Origin of the sequence: Streptomyces griseosporeus (genome assembly GCF_014656055.1) — a bacterium.
Lineage (GTDB): Bacteria > Actinomycetota > Actinomycetes > Streptomycetales > Streptomycetaceae > Streptomyces > Streptomyces griseosporeus.
Genome location: NZ_BNBR01000001.1, coordinates 2,046,134 through 2,062,106, shown reverse-complemented (window position 1 = coordinate 2,062,106; position 15,973 = coordinate 2,046,134). Strand labels below are relative to the sequence as shown.

Below are 15,973 nucleotides of genomic sequence, written 5' to 3'. Positions count from 1 at the left end.
ACCAGGGGCGGCGGCCCGGAGCGGAGTGTCAGTGGCGGTCGTTACAGTCGGGCACATGAGTTCCACGCCCGCGTCCCCGGCCACCGCCGCGCCCGCCCCCGGCCCCACGCCCGGATCCCCGGCGGCCGTCCCCGGGCCCGCTTCCCCCGCCGCTCTCGTCCGCGAGTTCCACCGCGCCTTCGGGCTCGACGTGCGGGACGCGCCGACTCAGGTGTCGGCCGAGCTGGCCGCGCACCGCGGGGAGCTGCTCGCCGAGGAGGCCGCGGAGGTCGCCGAGGTGTCCGTCACCGGCCCGCTCGACCGGCTCGCGCACGAGCTGGCCGACGTGGTGTACGTGGCGTACGGCACCGCCCTGGTCCACGGCATCGACCTCGACGCGGTGATCGCGGAGATCCACCGGTCCAACATGACCAAGCTCGGCCCGGACGGCCAGGTGGCCCGCCGCGCCGACGGCAAGGTCCTCAAGGGCGAGCACTACGAGGCCCCGGACGTGGCGGCGGTGCTGCGCCGGCAGGGTTGGAGACCGGGCGGCGGCACGGCGGCCTGAGCGGGCTCAGTCGGCCGGCCGCACGTCCCCGGCGAACACGATGATCTGGTCGATCTGGTTGCGCCGCAGGTGGACGACGTCCGTGCCGGTCAGACGGGGACCGCCGTCCGGTGTCGTGAAGGCCCACTCGTAGCGGGCCCACTCGTCCGGCTGGTCCACGCCGGAGCAGCGGACCATCGTCCCGGTCCCCGCCGGGTGGCGCCGGATGTCCAGCACGAAGCGCTCGACCGCCTCGATGCCCTCGGCCCGACCGAGCGGCCCCCAGAGGATCACGTCCGGCGTCAGCGCCTGGGACAGCAGCCCGGTCACGTAACCGTCGTCGGAGGCGTTGAAGGCGGAGATGAACGTGTCGATCGCGGACTGCGCGCTCTCTTCCAGCATGGACCAGTAATACCAGCCGGTTCACGGGCCCCGGACTCAGCGTGAGGAGTCCGGTACGGCCTGCTGCTCCCGGCCCTCGCCGCTCGCCGCGGACGCCGGCGTACCCCCGGTGCCGGTGCGTCCGCGCAGCCGGGACGTGACCAGCGCCGCCAGCGGCTCGGTCCAGCGGGCGGTCAGGGGGCCGAGGACGACCAGGAGGAGGACGTACGCCGTGGCGAGGGGGCCGAGGGACGGTTCGATGCCCGCCGTGACCGCGAGCCCGGCGATGACGATGGAGAACTCGCCGCGGGCCACCAGCGCGCCGCCCGCACGCCAGCGGCCCTTGACGGACAGGCCGGCCCGGCGGGCGGCCCAGTACCCGGTGGCGATCTTCGTCGCCGCCGTGACCACGGCGAGCGCGAGCGCGGGCAGCAGTACCGGCGGGATGCTCGCCGGGTCGGTGTGCAGCCCGAAGAAGACGAAGAAGACCGCGGCGAACAGGTCGCGCAGCGGACTCAGCAGGGCGTGCGCGCCCTCCGCGACCTCCCCCGACAGCGCGATGCCGACCAGGAAGGCCCCGACCGCCGCCGACACCTGGAGCTGCTGGGCCAGCCCCGCCACCAGGATGGTCAGACCCAGCACCACCAGCAGCAGCTTCTCCGGGTCGTCGCTGGAGACGAACCGGGAGATGACCCGGCCGTAGCGCACCGCCACGAACAGCACCAGCCCGGCCGCGCCGAGCGCGACCGCCAGCGTGACGCTGCCGGCGGCCAGCCCCGCCCCCGCGACCAGCGCGGTCACGATCGGCAGGTACACCGCCATCGCCAGGTCCTCCAGGACCAGGACGCTCAGGATCACCGGCGTCTCCCGGTTGCCGACCCGGCCCAGGTCCCCGAGCACCTTGGCGATCACCCCGGACGACGAGATCCAGGTGACGCCCGCCAGCACCACGGCCGCCACCGGACCCCAGCCCAGCAGCAGCGCCGCCGCCGCGCCCGGCAGCGCGTTCAGGGCGCAGTCGACGAGGCCGGCCGGGTAGTGCGCCCTGAGGTTGGAGACCAGGTCGCTCGCCGTGTACTCCAGGCCCAGCATGAGCAGCAGCAGGATGACGCCGATCTCGGCGCCGGTGGCGACGAACTCCTCGCTCGCGCCGAGCGGCAGCAGCCCGCCCTCGCCGAACGCCAGCCCGGCCAGCAGGTACAGCGGGATCGGCGACAGCCGGATGCGGGCGGCGGCCCGGCCGAGCAGCCCGAGCGCGAGGATGATGGAGCCGAACTCGATGAGCAGCACCGCGGAGTGCACCGGCCGCTCACTCCCGCCCGAGTATCGCGGCGGCCGCGTCCACGCCCTCGCGGGTGCCGATCACGATGAGGGTGTCACCGCCCGCGAGACGGAAGTCCGGCGTCGGCGACGGGATCGCCTCCGCCCGGCGCAGCACGGCCACGATCGACGCGCCGGTCTCGGTGCGCATCCGGGTCTCGCCGAGCACCCGGCCGTTGAAGCGGGAGGTCGCCGCGATCTCGATCCGCTCGGCGACCAGACCCAGGTCGGTGGTGTGCAGCAGGTTCGCGCTGTGGTGCGCCGGCACCAGCGCGTCGATCAGCGCCCCGGCCTCCGGCCCGGTCAGCCGCAGCGAGTGGGCGCAGGAGTCGGGGTCGTCGGCGCGGTACACGCCCAGGGTGCGGGTGCCGTCCCGGTGGGCCACCACGGACAGCCTGCGCTGCTCGCGCGTGACGAGGTCGTACTGGACCCCGATGCCCGGCAGTGGCGTCGCCCGCAGACGTGGTGCTGACACGTTCGTTCCGTCCCCTTGTGCTTCGGTCTCCGACCCGTCCGACCGGCCATGCTGCCATCCGGACGTACGGTGACGACATGGGTGTCAGCACGGATGGACGCGGTCGGGGCACGGCGGAGAGGGTGGTCACGGCAGGGCTGTGGGCGAGGACCGGACGGAGTGGGCGCAGAAACGTGTCACTGTTCTGGCGGATCTTCTCCCTCAACGCCGCGGGCCTGGTCGTGGCCGCCGCGCTGCTGCTCGGCCCGGTCACCGTCTCCACGCCCGTCCTGCCGGCCGAGGCCCTGGTCGTCGTCGCCGGCCTGGCCGTGCTCCTCGCCGCCAACGCGGGCGTGCTGCGCTTCGGGCTCGCCCCGCTGCACCGGCTCGGCCGGGCCATGGCCACCGCCGACCTGCTGCGCCCCGGCGCACGGGCCGAGGTCGCCGGACCGGCGGAGACGGCCGCGCTGATCGGCACCTACAACGCGATGCTCGACCGGCTGGCCGCCGAGCGTGCCGCGGGCGCCGCCCGCGCCCTCGACGCGCAGGAGAGCGAACGCCGGCGCGTCGCGCGCGAGCTGCACGACGAGGTGGGCCAGACCCTGACCGCCGTCCTGCTCCAGCTCAAGCGCGTGGCCGACCGGGTGCCCGCGGAGCTGCGCGCCGAGGTGGGCCAGGTGCAGGAGGCCACCCGCTGCGGCCTCGACGAGGTCCGCCGCATCGCCCGCCGGCTGCGTCCCGGCGTTCTGGAGGAGCTGGGTCTGCCGAGCGCGCTGCGGGCACTCGCCGAGGAGTTCACCGGCCGGGGCCTGACCGTCCGCCCCGGCCTCGACCCCGCGCTGCCGCCGCTGCCCGCCGAGACGGAACTGGTCCTCTACCGGGTGGCTCAGGAGGCGCTCACCAACACCGCCCGGCACTCCGGCGCCGAGCGGGCCGAGGTGTGCCTGCGCGCCGACGCCGACGGCACCGTCGAGCTGCTCGTCCGGGACGACGGCAAGGGCGTGGGGGACGCCCCCGAGGGCGCCGGGATCAGCGGCATGCGCGAACGCGCGCTGCTCGTCGGCGCCACCCTCGCGGTCGTAACGGCGCCGGGCGGCGGCACGGACGTACGACTGCGAATACCGGGGCCCGGACGGATACCGGGGCCCGGACGGATACCGGGACCCGGACGGATACCGGAAGCCGGGCGGATACCCGGACCCGAGCGCATGCCCGCCGGGGGTGCCCGGTGAGCGGGCCGGTGCGCGTGCTGCTCGCCGACGACCACACGCTCGTACGGCGCGGGGTGCGGCTGATCCTGGAGGCCGAGCCCGATCTGGCGGTCGTCGCGGAGGCCGGGGACGGGGCGGAGGCGGTCGAGCGGGCCCGTGCCGGGGACGTCGACCTGGCCGTGCTGGACATCGCCATGCCCCGGATGACCGGCCTGCAGGCGGCTCGCGAGCTGACCCGGCGGCTGCCCGGGCTGCGGGTGCTGATGCTGACGATGTACGACAACGAGCAGTACTTCTTCGAGGCGCTCAAGGCGGGCGCCTGCGGCTATGTGCTGAAGTCGGTCGCCGACCGCGACCTGGTCGCGGCCTGCCGGGCGGCGATGCGCGACGAGGCGTTCGTCTGCCCCGGCGCCGAACGCGCCCTCGTGCGCTCCTGGCTGGAGCGGCTGCACCGCGGTGACGGCCTGCCGGAGCGGGCCGTCACCGAGCGCGAGGAGGAGATCCTCAAGCTGGTCGCCGAGGGGCACACCTCCCGGGAGATCGCCGCGCTGCTGTTCATCAGCGCCAAGACGGTCGAGCGGCACCGGGCCAACATCCTGCACAAGCTCGGTCTGCGCGACCGCCTGGAGCTGACCCGCTACGCGATCCGGGCGGGGCTGGTGGACCCCTGAGCGACCGGCGGAAGGGCTACGGCGTCACGCAGCCGATCGAGCCGACCGGGAAGTTGTTGCCGGTCGAGGTGGCCGTGAAGCCGAAGGTGACACTGCCGTCGGCGGGCACGGTCCGGTTGTAGTCGGCGTTGCGGACCGTCACCGTGCCGTCCAAGGCCGTGGACAGCGCACCGCCCCACACGCTGCTGACCTTGGTGCCCGTACCGGGCTTCCAGGCCACGGCCCAGCCGTTGAGCGCGGTGGAGTTGTGGTTCATGACCTCGACGGACGCCTGGAAGCCGCCGCTCCAGGAGTTGACCACGTTGTACATGGCCATGCAGCCGGTGTGCGGATCCGTCGGGGTCGGGGTCGGGGGCGGGGTCGGGGTGGGAGTCGGAGTCGGGGTGGGCGTCGGCGTGCTGCCGGAGCCGCGGATGCCCGTCACCTCACCGTGACCGCCGTCGAAGACGACGTCCGAGCAGGAGAAGAAGTTCTCCTGGCTGTCGGAGCGCACCCACTGGATGAACAGCACCGCGTCCCCGGAACGCCCGGACGGCAGCGGCATGTCCCAGTAGTAGTGGCCGCCGTCCGTCCCCGGCGAGCCTGTCTGCGGCGGGTTGGTGACCGTCTGGATCAGATCGAGGTCCGACCAGCGCAGCTGCGAGGTCGGCGACCAGCCCGGCTTGGTCAGGTACACCCGGAACGAGCCCGGGTGCGCCGCCCAGTTGCTGTACTGCGCCTGGATCGTCGCCCCGCTGGTCAGGTGGGTGCGCGGCCAGTCCGAGCGCGCCGCGTTGTAGGCGGAGAAGTCGTACGGCGACCGGTCGCCGGCGCTGCACAGCGTGCCGTCCGGGACGTAACCGGCGCCCCGGCCGCCCGCGTTGGAGTCGAGCACGGCGAACCAGTTGTACAGCGCGCTCGCCCCGCTCTTGGCCAGCGCGTCCTTGCAGGCCGGGTTGGTCGGGTCGAGCCCGCCCGTCGCCGTACGGGAGTCCAGGTAGCACAGGTAGGTGCGCGAGCCGGGCATCATCGACACGCCGTGCGCCTGCGCGGTGCCCTGCCCCAGGAGGGTCAGGACGAGTGCGCCCGCCAGCGTCGACAAGGCCGCCAGCAGGGATAAGAGCTTGCTGCGTCGTTTCACGTTCTCTCCTTCCATGGTGGTGTCCCCGCCCGCCCGGGGCTGCTGCCGACCGGGCGGGCGGGGAGGTGCGGGGGTGGTGCGGTGGATCAGGCGGGCGGTGTGCCCCACGCGGCCGTGGTGCCCAGCCAGGCGGGGATCGCCGGGGCGTCGGCGTAGGCGGTGTTGGTGCCGCGGCTGTAGTCGCCGACCTCGTTGAAGTTCGACCAGTCGGACTTGCCCAACCGCAGCTGGACGTCACCGGTGCTCTGCCCGGCGGCCAGCGTGCCGGCGGAGAAGGAGACCTCCAGGTAGGCGTCGGCGCCCGTGACCGGCGTGCTCAGCGGCACGACCTTCGTCTTGACGTTGCCGCAGCCGACCGCCGCCCAGTCGCAGTAGGCGTTGACGGTGGACGAGCCGCCGTCCCGGGTGAAGTAGTAGCGGGCGGTGACCTTGGTCAGATCGACCGCGGAGGCGCCGGTGTTGACGATCTGCAGGCTCGGCCGGATGGCGTTGTCGGTGGCCGAGGAGTCGCTGTTCTTGTACCGGACCTTCAGCCCGCCCGTCGGGTCGGGCGTGCCGCCCGAGGTGTCGGTGGTGACGCTCACCGCGGAAGAGGCCGCGGAGACGTTCCCGGCGGCGTCGCGGGCGCGCACGGTGTAGCTGTAGGCGGTGCCGGCGCTCAGCCCGCTGTCGGTGAACGACGTGCCGGTCACGGACGCGGCCTTGGTGCCGTTCCGGTAGACGTCGTACCCGCTCACCCCGGTGTCGTCGGTGGCCGCCGTCCACGACAGGGAGACGCTGGAGGACGTCTTCCCGGTGACCGTCAGACCGGTCGGCGCGCTCGGCGCGGTGGTGTCACCGCCCGGGGTGCCGCCCCCGTCGGTCGGCACGGCCGGGTTGGCGTTGCTCACCAGCATCGCGAACTGGTCGTGGAACCAGTGGCCGGCCAGCGGGGCGTTCGGGAGCGCGCCGGTCTTGTTGCCGCCCGCGTTGGGCGCCGAGTAGGTCGGGTCGCACATCGGGTCCTGGCGCTTGCCCTCGTCGTTGGGGATGTCGGAGCTGGCGCCGTCCGACTCGCCCGGAGGCTTCACCCACACGTAGGCGTCGAGGTAGGAGTCGGGGTAGCCGGCCGGGGACGCCTGCGGGGGCCGGCCGAGCCCGGCGCCGCTGACGTTGCACCACAGGCCGCGGTGGACCCGCCGGTCGGTGCGGGACTCGTTGACGTAGGTCTCCAGCGTGGTGCTGGTGCTCTCCGCGGTGGGCCGCCCGGCACCGCCCCAGCCGTTGCGGGAGGTGTCGACGAGCATGCCCGTGGAGGCGGGCCAGCCGGCCGCGACGAGCGCCCGGTGCACGTTCTTCGTGAAGTCCGACTCGTCGAAGTTCGGGTTCCACTCGTAGTACTTGCTCGACTTGACCATGTTCCCGCCGACCGTCTTGTCGGGGTTGGTCAGGAACGGCTCCTCCAGCGGCGTGTAGTTGGAGACGTTGGTGATCAGACCGTCCACGCTCGGCAGGCCGGCCGCCGTGCCCTTGGCCACGTCCGTGTACAGCTGCACGGTCTGGCTCAGGTTGTTGTCCCAGCCGAGCCAGCCCGAGTGGGCGAAGTCCAGGTACGTGTAGACGTTCGGGATGGCGTGCAGCTTGTCCAGCGCGTACTGGACGCCCTTGACGTAGATGCCGCTGCTCTTGGCCTGGGCGCACTCCGGGTCGGACGTGTTGGTGACGAGGTTGGGCAGACCGTCCGGTTCGATGACGGTCGTGATGCGGATGTCCTGGTACTTGGGGTTCTTGAAGACGTTCGCGATGGCGTCGATGTACTCGCTCTTGTAGCGGTCCAGCCCGGCCTGCGTGAGCGGAAGCTCGCCGTTGGAGGCGAGCGCCGCGCAGTCCCGGCCCGGTAGGTCGTACACCACGAACGTCGCGGTGATCGGCGTCCCCGGCTTCTTCTGCGCGAGGGCCAGGTCGAGGTGGTCGGCGAGGCTCTTGCGGCCGGCGTTGGCGTCCCCGCCGCTGATCGCCGCGATCCGGTCCAGCCACACCGCGGTGGGGTACGTCCCCACCTTCTGCATCTTCGCCTTGAGCGTGGCGTCCGAGGTCTGCGCCGCCGAGCCGGCGACGAGTGCGGTGTAGTCCGGGTTGACGTACGCGGTCGCCCCCGCGAACGGGTTGTCGGCGTGGGCCTCGGCGGCGGCCGCCGGATGGCCGGTGAACTGGCCCGCCAGGCCCAGCGCCAGGGTGGCGAGCCCCGCGGCGAGCGACGTCGTGTGACGCCGTCGGCGACCGGGCCGCGGTCTGTGGTGGGCGGTTCGGCCGGTGGGGTGCTGGTCGTGCATGTGCCCTCCTCGTGAGTGATCTGCGGGTGGTACGAGGTGGTACGAGGTGGTACGAAGCGGTGCCGAGTGGTGCGCGGCGGTTCGATCGGAGGGCCTCAGCTGCCGGTGCAGCGCAGCACCGGCGTGCCCGCGGTGCCGTTCGCGGTGAAGCCGAACGAGGCGGTGGCGCCGGGGGCGAGCGAGCCGTTGAAGGAGGCGTTGCGGACGGTGGCCCGGCCCCCGGACGTGGTCAGGGTGCCGTTCCAGAGGTTGGTGATCGTGGCCCCGGCCAGGTCCCAGTCGACCGCCCAGCCCGTCAGCGCGCCGGTGCCGGTGTTCTTGACGGTGACCTCGGCCTGGTAGCCGCCCTGCCAGGAGGAGGCGGTCTTGAAGGTCGCCGTGCAGGCGGCGGGCGTGGGCGTCGGGGTCGGGGTGGGCGTAGGGGTCGGGGTCGGCGTGGGGGACGGCTCCGGTGTCGGCTGGGTGCCGTCGTACGTGAGCCCGAACCCGTAGGGGAACAGCGGGTCCTTGCCGTCGCCGGTGTTGATCGGCTCCTGCGAGGCGCTGCGCATCCAGGTCATCGGCAGCTTGCCGGTGGGGGCGTGGTCGCCGAACAGCACGTCGGAGACGCCGGCGCCCTCGGTGCCCGGCAGCCAGGCCGCCAGCAGCGCCCGCCAGTCGGGCAGCTGGGCCGCGATGTCGAGCGGGCGGCCGGAGACCAGCACCACGACGACGGGCACCCCGCTCGCCTTGAGCCGCGCCAGGGTCTGCAGGTCCTCCTGGTCCAGCCCGAGGCTGCCCGGGCGGTCGCCCTTGCCCTCGGCGTAGGGCGTCTCGCCCACGACGGCGACCGCCGCCGTGTAGCTGCCGTCGATGCCGTTGCCGTACCGGTCGAAGGTGACCCGGGACGGGTCGGTGACGGTGGCCCGGATGCCCTGGAGGATCGTGGTGCCGTCGGTGACCTGGCCGCTGCGGCCCTGCCAGCCGACCGTCCAGCCGCCGCTCTGGTTGCCGATGTCGTCGGCCGACTTGCCCGCGACGAACAGCTTCGCCGACTTCGGCAGCGGCAGGATCCCGCCGTCGTTCTTCAGCAGCACCTGCGACTCGCGCACGGCCTGCCGGGCCAGCTGCCGGTGCGCGGCGGAGCCGACCGTGCCGGTGTACGACCGGTCGGTCAGCGGCCGTTCGAACAGCCCGAGCTGGAACTTCTTCGTCAGGATGCGGCGGTTGGCGTCGTCGATCCGGGCCTGCGCGATGCGGCCCGCGGTGACCTCGCCGCGCAGCAGGGAGAGGAACTTCTTGTAGTCGTGCGGGACCATCACCATGTCGACGCCCGCGTTGACGGCCGTGCTGATCTCGGCGCCGGTGAAGCCGGTCTGCCCGTCGAGCTGGTCGACCGCGGCCCAGTCGGAGACGACGAACCCGGTGAAGCCCAGCTCGCCCTTGAGGACGTCGGTCACCAGGTACTTGTTGGCGTGCGACTTCACACCGTTCCAGCTGCTGTACGACAGCATCACCGAGCCGACGCCGCGGCGCACCGCCTCCTTGAACGGCGGCAGGTGGATCGCCCGCAGCTCGGCCTCGGACACCTCGGTGTTGCCCTGGTCGACACCGCCGGTGGTGCCGCCGTCGCCGAGGTAGTGCTTGGCGGTCGCGAGGACGGAGGCGGGGCCGGCGCCGAGCGTCTCGCCCTGCAGCCCGGTGACGAACGTCGTCATGGCGGACGGCAGTTCGGCGGTCTCGCCGTACGACTCGTAGGTCCGGCCCCAGCGGTCGTTGCGGGCCACGCACAGGCACGGCGCGAAGTCCCAGTCGATGCCGGTGCCGGAGACCTCCTCGGCGACCGCCCGCCCGACGCGTTCGACGAGCGCGGGGTCACGGGTGGCGCCCAGGCCGATGTTGTGCGGGAAGAGGGTGGCGCCGCGTACCGCGTTGTGGCCGTGCACGGCGTCGATGCCGTAGATCATCGGGATGCCGAGCGGGGTGGTCAGCGCGGTGCGCTGGAGGCTGTCGTAGGTGTCCGCCCAGGTCTGGGCGTTGTTGGGGCTGACCGTGGAGTCGCCGCCGGACAGCACCGAGCCGATGCGGTACGTCGCCAGGTCGGACTGCGGGACCAGCGCGTCCTTCTCGATCTGCGTCATCTGGCCGAGCTTGTCGTCGAGGGACATGCGGGCCAGCAGGTCGGTGACGCGGTCCTGCACCGGCAACGACGGGTCCTGGTAGGGCAGGGCGGCGGCCGCCGCGGGGGCGGGCCGCTCCGGGGCGGCGACCGCCGACCCCGTGAGGGCCAGGGCCGCGGCGCACAGGACGAGTGCGGTCGCCGGGCGGCGGCGGGCGAGGAGGCTCATGCGGGTGGGCCTTTCCGGGTGCGGGTCCGGGAGCGGGGCGGCGCTGAGCGGATTCCCGGGACCCGCCCGATCGGCGCGGGGAAGAAGGGCGGGCGGGTCCCGGAGCGGTGGGTGATCCGGCGGGGCGGATCAGGCGACGGAGCAGGCGGTGCCGTTCAGGCTGAAAGCGGAGGGCTTGGCGAAGGTGCCGCTGTAGCTGCCCTGGAAGCCGAAGGCCGCCTGGCCGCCGGGGGCGATCTGGCCGTTGTACGCGAGGTTGCTCGCCGTGACCGCGCCCGAGGACGGGGAGACGGTGGCGCCCCAGGCGCTGGTGATCTGCTGGCCGGACGGCAGGGTGAACGCCACCTTCCAGCCGTTCACCGCGGTGGAGCCGGTGTTGGCGACGGTGACGTTGGCGGTGAAGCCGCCCTGCCAGACGTTGGTCGCGTACGTCACCTTGCAGGCCGACGCCGGGGTGCCGGGGTCACCGGGGTTGCCCGGGTCGGTGCCGCCGCCGGTGTTGACCGTGGAGGAGAAGGAGTTGACGGCGAGGCCGGCGCCGTTCTGCCAGGGCTCGAAGCCCGCCTGCACGCTCGTCAGGTACCAGCTGCTCTGCGCGAGGCCGCGGGAGATCGCCTGCCGGACGAAGTCCATGACGTCGAAGTTCCAGCTGGTGATCGCCGAGGGCGCGACGAAGGACAGCACGTCGTTGGAGCCGTTGTTGCCGGACCACACCTGCCACTGCCGCCCGGCCACGGTGGCCGTGCCGACCTGCGAGCCCACGGGCTGGATCGAGCCGACCTTGTTGAACCAGACCATGATCTCGGTACGGTTCACGCCGTCCTTGCGGGGCGTCGGGTCCAGCCAGATGTCGTACGCGGCGTCGTAGACCGCGTTGCTGACGTAGCCGTAGGAGATGCTGGTCGGCGCGCTGGAGATGCTGCTGAGCTGCAGCGGGAGGTTGGTGCCGGGGGAGCAGTTGGTGTAGTGGCAGCCGTTGAAGATCGACGGGTACGACTTCGGGGCGCCGTTCGTCGGGACGGAGCCGTCGGCCTGGGTGAGCCGGAAGCCGGTGTCGCTGACGGAGATGCACTGGGTCTCGCTGGTGCCCCAGCGGTTGTTCTGGACGACGTACCGGCCCTGGATCGTCGTGGAGCCGTACTGCTCGCAGATCGTCGTGTCGGCCTGCGCGGCCGTGGCGCCGCTCAGCAGCGCCGCGGCCACGGTGAGCGAGGTGAGCAGCGCGCCGAACAGGCCACGCGCTCTGCGGGCATGGTGCTTTGACGGTCGCATGCGGGTCCTCTCGGGGGGAGGTGGGGGGAGCGGTGCGGGAGCGCTCCCATGAGTCGCATATGGGAGCGCTCCCATTCCCTCCGTTTCGCCTGGACTGTAGGGAGCCGCTCATGTCCCTGACAAGACCGTGGACGGGAAATGTGTCGAAGGGATTTCGAAGCCGCAGGTCAGGGGTGAGGCGTGGGGTGGGAGTGAGGGGAGCGGCGAATTGGGAGCGCTCCCGGAAATTGGGTCGGAACGGGAGGGCGTGGACAGGCGGAGGGAGCGGGCGGGCCGGCTCAGGCCGACTCGCGGACCACCAGTTCCGTGCGGAGGATGACGTGCCGCCAGGCCACGGACGGCTCCTCCATCTCCTCCTGGAGCAGCCGGACCATCGCCCGTCCGATCTCCTCCAGCGGCTGCCGCACCGTGGTCAGCGGCGGGTCGGTGCGGCGGGCCAGCGGAAAGTCGTCGAAACCGATCACGGCGACGTCCTCGGGCACCCGGCGCCCCGCCGCGCGCAGCGCCGTCAGGGCACCGGCGGCCGTGGTGTCCGACGCGGCGAGGACGCCGTCGATCTCCGGGTGCCGGGCGAGCAGCTCCGCCATGGCATGCCGCCCGCTCTCCTCGGTGAAGTCGCCCTCGGCGACCAGGGAGGCGCTGCCCGGCAGTCCCGCCAGCTCCAGTGCCTCCTGGTAGCCGCGCAGACGGCACTGGGCGGCGTACATGTCCAGCGGCCCGGTGATGGTGGCGATCGCCCGCCGGCCCTGCTCCACGAGGCGGGTCACCGCGCTGCGGGCGCCACCGACGTTGTCCGCGTCGACGTAGCTGATGGACTCGTCGCCGGAGCGGCGGCCGAGCAGGACGGTGGGCAGCCGGGCCTCGGCCAGCATGTCGGGCAGCGGGTCGTCGGCGTGCACGGACATCACCAGCACCCCGTCGACCCGGCCACCGCGCGCGTACTCCAGGAAGCGGCTGCGCTCGGTGTCGGAGCGGACGAGCGTCAGCAGGAGCTGGAGGCCGGTCTCGGTGAGGGTGTCGCCGAGCGTGCGGACGATCTCGGAGAAGAACGGCTCGGCGAACTGCCGCCAGTCCGGCTCGGTCATGACCAGCGCGACCGCGTCGGCCCGCCGCCCGGCGAGCGAGCGCGCCGCGAGGTTGGGCACGTACCCCAGCTCCGCGATGGCCTGCTGCACGAGGCGCCGCGTGGACTCCTTCACGCCGGCCGCGTTGTTGATGACGCGGGAGACGGTGCCCCGCCCCACGCCGGCGCGCGCGGCGACCTCCTCCAGCGTCGGCGTGTCAGGGCGCTGTCTGCCCATGACCACCTCCCCCCAAGAGATCACCGATATTACGGGGCGGGGGTCGGGGGACAAGGGGGGGTTTGCGGCGGGGGTTTCACAGGGGCGCGGGGAACCGGGGCGCCCGGTCTTCCGCCGCGCCTTCCCGCAGGCCGGCGCGCGGCGTCCGCACCTGGCGCCCCCCACGGCCTCCGCGCACGGTGTCCGCGCACCCCTCAGGCGCGGGAAGGGGCCCTCCCGGGACCGCCTACCCTTGAGGGCATGACCAGCAGCAGCGACCGGAGCCCCGCAGTGGACGTTCACGCCCCCAAGAGCTACGAGATCCGCACCTACGGGTGCCAGATGAACGTCCACGATTCCGAGCGATTGGCCGGGCTGCTGGAAGAGGCCGGATACGTACGGGCCCCGGAGGGCTCGGACGGCGACGCGGACGTCGTGGTCTTCAACACCTGCGCGGTCCGCGAGAACGCCGACAACCGGCTCTACGGCAACCTCGGCCGGCTGGCGCCGAAGAAGGCCTCGCGCCCCGGCATGCAGATCGCGGTCGGCGGCTGCCTCGCGCAGAAGGACCGCGACACCATCGTGCGGAAGGCGCCCTGGGTGGACGTCGTCTTCGGCACGCACAACATCGGCAAGCTGCCGGTCCTGCTGGAGCGTGCCCGCGTCCAGGAGGAGGCGCAGGTCGAGATCGCCGAGTCGCTGGAGGCGTTCCCCTCCACGCTGCCGACGCGGCGCGAGAGCGCGTACGCGGCCTGGGTGTCCATCTCCGTCGGCTGCAACAACACCTGCACCTTCTGCATCGTCCCGGCGCTGCGCGGCAAGGAGAAGGACCGCCGCCCCGGCGAGATCCTGGCCGAGGTCGAGGCGCTGGTCGCCGAGGGCGTCTCCGAGATCACGCTGCTCGGCCAGAACGTCAACGCGTACGGCTCGGACATCGGCGACCGCGAGGCGTTCAGCAAGCTGCTGCGCGCCTGCGGGAGGATCGAGGGCCTGGAGCGGGTGCGCTTCACCTCGCCGCACCCGCGTGACTTCACGGACGACGTGATCGCGGCCATGGCCGAGACGCCGAACGTGATGCCGCAGCTGCACATGCCGCTCCAGTCCGGCTCGGACACCGTCCTGAAGGCGATGCGCCGCTCCTACCGGCAGTCGCGTTACCTCGACATCATCCGCAAGGTCCGCGAGGCGATCCCGCACGCCGCGATCACCACCGACATCATCGTGGGCTTCCCCGGCGAGACCGAGGAGGACTTCGAGGAGACCCTGCACGTGGTGCGGGAGGCGCGGTTCGCGCAGGCGTTCACCTTCCAGTACTCCAAGCGGCCCGGGACCCCGGCCGCGACCATGGAGAACCAGATCCCCAAGGAGGTCGTCCAGGAGCGCTACATGCGTCTCGTCGCCCTCCAGGAGGAGATCTCCTGGGAGGAGAACAAGAAGCAGGTCGGGCGGACGCTCGACCTCATGGTCGCCGAGGGCGAGGGCCGCAAGGACGACACCACGCACCGCCTGTCCGGCCGCGCCGCCGACAACCGCCTGGTCCACTTCACCAAGCCCGACCAGGAGGTGCGCCCGGGTGACGTCGTCACCGTCGAGGTGACCTACGCCGCCCCGCACCACCTCCTCGCCGAGGGCCCGGTGCTGGACGTGCGCCGCACGCGCGCGGGCGACGCCTGGGAGAAGCGCAACGCCGAGAAGGCGGCGAAGCCGGCGGGCGTCCTGCTCGGCCTGCCCAAGATCGGCGTCCCGGCCCCGCTCCCGGCGGCGACGAGCGGCTGCGGCTGCGACTGACGACCGCTGTACGGCATGCGCCGTCGCTCACCTCGGCTGTGCTGGGGGCCTGCGGGCGGCGACGGGGTCGGCATCCCGCCGTGGCGCCGCGGCGTGGACACGGCGGTGCGGGTGGGTGGGGGTTGCTCGCGCAGTTCCCCGCGCCCCTCTGTGCCTGCGGCGGCCCGTGGCCTGTGGGCGGGTGGCTGATGCAGCGCCTTCCGCCGGGGGTGGGGCGCCTTGCCTCGGTCCGAGGGGCGGGCGCCGCGCGCCGGTGCAGGCTCCGGCGACCCCCCCCGGCCGGCGGGCTGACGCCTTGCCTCGGCCCGAGAGGCGCGCGCCGTGCGCCGGTCCGGCTCGTGCCACGTCCCCGGCCGGCGGGCTGACGCCTTGCCTCGGTCCGAGGGCGGCGCCGCGCGCCCGTGCAGGCCCCCGGCCACGCCCCCGGCCGGCGGGTTGAGCGCCGGCACCCTGCGCACCCTCCCCCGAGCGCACCCCGCGGCACGCCCCCCGCCTCACCCCCTGCCGAAGAGCCGTCCCGTCGCCGCTCGGCATTAGGCTGCCGATCATGCTTGTCGCCGCTGCCGTCTGTCCCTGTCCGCCGTTGCTCGTGCCCGAGGTGGCCGCCGGGGCCGCGTCCGAGCTGGATGCCGCCCGTGCCGCGTGCGTAGACGCGGTCGGTGTCCTGGCCGCCGCCCGACCCGACCGGCTCGTGGTCGTCGGGCCCGCCGAGGAGGGCGCGGCGTACGGCGAGGGCGCGCGGGGCTCGTTCCGTGGTTTCGGCGTCGACGTGGACGTCGTCCTCGGGCGGGGCGCCGACCCGGACGGCGCCGCCGTACTGCCCGCGTCGCTCGCCGTCGCCGCGTGGCTGCTGGGGCGGGTCGGCTGGGCCGACGCCCCCGTCGAGGCCCGTGCCGTGGCGCGGACGCTGGACCCGGAGCGGTGCGCCGCGACCGGCCGGGAGATCGCCGCGTCCGACCCGCGGGTCGCGCTGCTGGTGATGGGCGACGCCAGCGCCTGCCGCACCCTCAAGGCCCCCGGCTACCTCGACGAGCGGGCGGAGCCCTTCGACGCGGCGGCCGGCCGGGCGCTGGGCTCCGCCGACGTCGCGGCGCTCAAGGGGCTGGACGTACGCCTGGCCGAGGAGCTGAAGGTCTCCGGCCGTGCCCCCTGGCAGGTGCTCGCCGGTGCCGCCGAGGACGCGGACCTGTCCGGCGCGCTGCTCTACGAGGACGCGCCGTACGGCGTCGGCTACCTGGTCGCGACCTGGTCCTGACGACGCGCGGGGACAGTACGCACGCGACGGCGGACGGCCGCGCGCCCTGCGGCGCG

The 15,973-nt window shown here is 73.3% G+C and carries 13 protein-coding genes; 5 read left to right on the top strand and 8 right to left on the bottom strand.

What is annotated here, in order from left to right:
• The first annotated feature begins 55 nt into the window (after positions 1 to 55).
• Positions 56 to 547 (top strand): pyrophosphohydrolase domain-containing protein, encoded by a 492-nt coding sequence (locus tag IE308_RS08875; protein ID WP_190217275.1) that lies wholly within the window; start codon positions 56 to 58, stop codon positions 545 to 547.
• A gap of 6 nt (positions 548 to 553) precedes the next feature.
• Here IE308_RS08875 and IE308_RS08870 read toward each other — a convergent pair whose 3' ends face one another.
• Genes IE308_RS08870 through IE308_RS08860 form a run of 3 tightly spaced genes read right to left on the bottom strand, consistent with a single transcriptional unit; the run spans position 554 to position 2,702 of the window.
• Positions 554 to 928, bottom strand: a complete 375-nt coding sequence (locus IE308_RS08870; RefSeq protein WP_110631530.1) for a nuclear transport factor 2 family protein — start codon at positions 926 to 928, stop codon at positions 554 to 556.
• Between the two features lie 36 nt (positions 929 to 964).
• Positions 965 to 2,209, bottom strand: a complete 1,245-nt coding sequence (locus IE308_RS08865; protein WP_229908735.1) for a cation:proton antiporter — start codon at positions 2,207 to 2,209, stop codon at positions 965 to 967.
• 7 nt (positions 2,210 to 2,216) lie between these two features.
• Complete coding sequence (locus IE308_RS08860; protein ID WP_110631533.1) at positions 2,217 to 2,702, bottom strand: cation:proton antiporter regulatory subunit; 486 nt, start codon at positions 2,700 to 2,702, stop codon at positions 2,217 to 2,219.
• Between the two features lie 173 nt (positions 2,703 to 2,875).
• Between IE308_RS08860 and IE308_RS08855 the strand changes: the two genes are divergently transcribed.
• Positions 2,876 to 3,913 (top strand): sensor histidine kinase, encoded by a 1,038-nt coding sequence (locus IE308_RS08855; RefSeq protein WP_229908734.1) that lies wholly within the window; start codon positions 2,876 to 2,878, stop codon positions 3,911 to 3,913.
• Positions 3,910 to 4,563 (top strand): response regulator, encoded by a 654-nt coding sequence (locus IE308_RS08850; RefSeq protein WP_190217273.1) that lies wholly within the window; start codon positions 3,910 to 3,912, stop codon positions 4,561 to 4,563. The genes IE308_RS08855 and IE308_RS08850 overlap by 4 nt, the downstream gene beginning before the upstream one ends.
• A gap of 16 nt (positions 4,564 to 4,579) precedes the next feature.
• Here IE308_RS08850 and IE308_RS08845 read toward each other — a convergent pair whose 3' ends face one another.
• The 5 genes from IE308_RS08845 to IE308_RS08825 all read right to left on the bottom strand — a co-directional run bounded on the left by IE308_RS08845 (position 4,580) and on the right by IE308_RS08825 (position 12,895).
• Positions 4,580 to 5,683 carry a lytic polysaccharide monooxygenase gene (locus IE308_RS08845; RefSeq protein ID WP_229908733.1) on the bottom strand — a complete coding sequence of 368 codons (1,104 nt, stop codon included), beginning with the start codon at positions 5,681 to 5,683 and terminating at the stop codon, positions 4,580 to 4,582.
• An 86-nt stretch (positions 5,684 to 5,769) separates the two neighbouring features.
• Positions 5,770 to 7,995, bottom strand: coding sequence for a glycoside hydrolase family 6 protein (locus tag IE308_RS08840; RefSeq protein ID WP_190217271.1), 2,226 nt, complete (start codon positions 7,993 to 7,995; stop codon positions 5,770 to 5,772).
• Positions 7,996 to 8,090: 95 nt separating this feature from the next.
• Positions 8,091 to 10,322 (bottom strand): glycoside hydrolase family 3 N-terminal domain-containing protein, encoded by a 2,232-nt coding sequence (locus IE308_RS08835; RefSeq protein WP_190217270.1) that lies wholly within the window; start codon positions 10,320 to 10,322, stop codon positions 8,091 to 8,093.
• Positions 10,323 to 10,451: 129 nt separating this feature from the next.
• Positions 10,452 to 11,594 (bottom strand): glycoside hydrolase family 12 protein, encoded by a 1,143-nt coding sequence (locus IE308_RS08830; RefSeq protein ID WP_190217269.1) that lies wholly within the window; start codon positions 11,592 to 11,594, stop codon positions 10,452 to 10,454.
• 278 nt (positions 11,595 to 11,872) lie between these two features.
• Complete coding sequence (locus tag IE308_RS08825) at positions 11,873 to 12,895, bottom strand: LacI family DNA-binding transcriptional regulator (protein WP_190217268.1); 1,023 nt, start codon at positions 12,893 to 12,895, stop codon at positions 11,873 to 11,875.
• A 240-nt stretch (positions 12,896 to 13,135) separates the two neighbouring features.
• Here IE308_RS08825 and miaB point away from each other — a divergent pair, with 240 nt between their 5' ends.
• Together miaB and IE308_RS08815 are read left to right on the top strand one after the other, a co-directional pair.
• The gene (gene miaB, locus IE308_RS08820) at positions 13,136 to 14,662 is read left to right on the top strand and encodes a tRNA (N6-isopentenyl adenosine(37)-C2)-methylthiotransferase MiaB (RefSeq protein WP_110631557.1); all 1,527 of its coding nucleotides are present in this window, start codon (positions 13,136 to 13,138) and stop codon (positions 14,660 to 14,662) included.
• A 547-nt stretch (positions 14,663 to 15,209) separates the two neighbouring features.
• The gene (locus tag IE308_RS08815) at positions 15,210 to 15,917 is read left to right on the top strand and encodes a class III extradiol dioxygenase subunit B-like domain-containing protein (RefSeq protein ID WP_190217267.1); all 708 of its coding nucleotides are present in this window, start codon (positions 15,210 to 15,212) and stop codon (positions 15,915 to 15,917) included.
• Positions 15,918 to 15,973 lie beyond the last annotated feature (56 nt).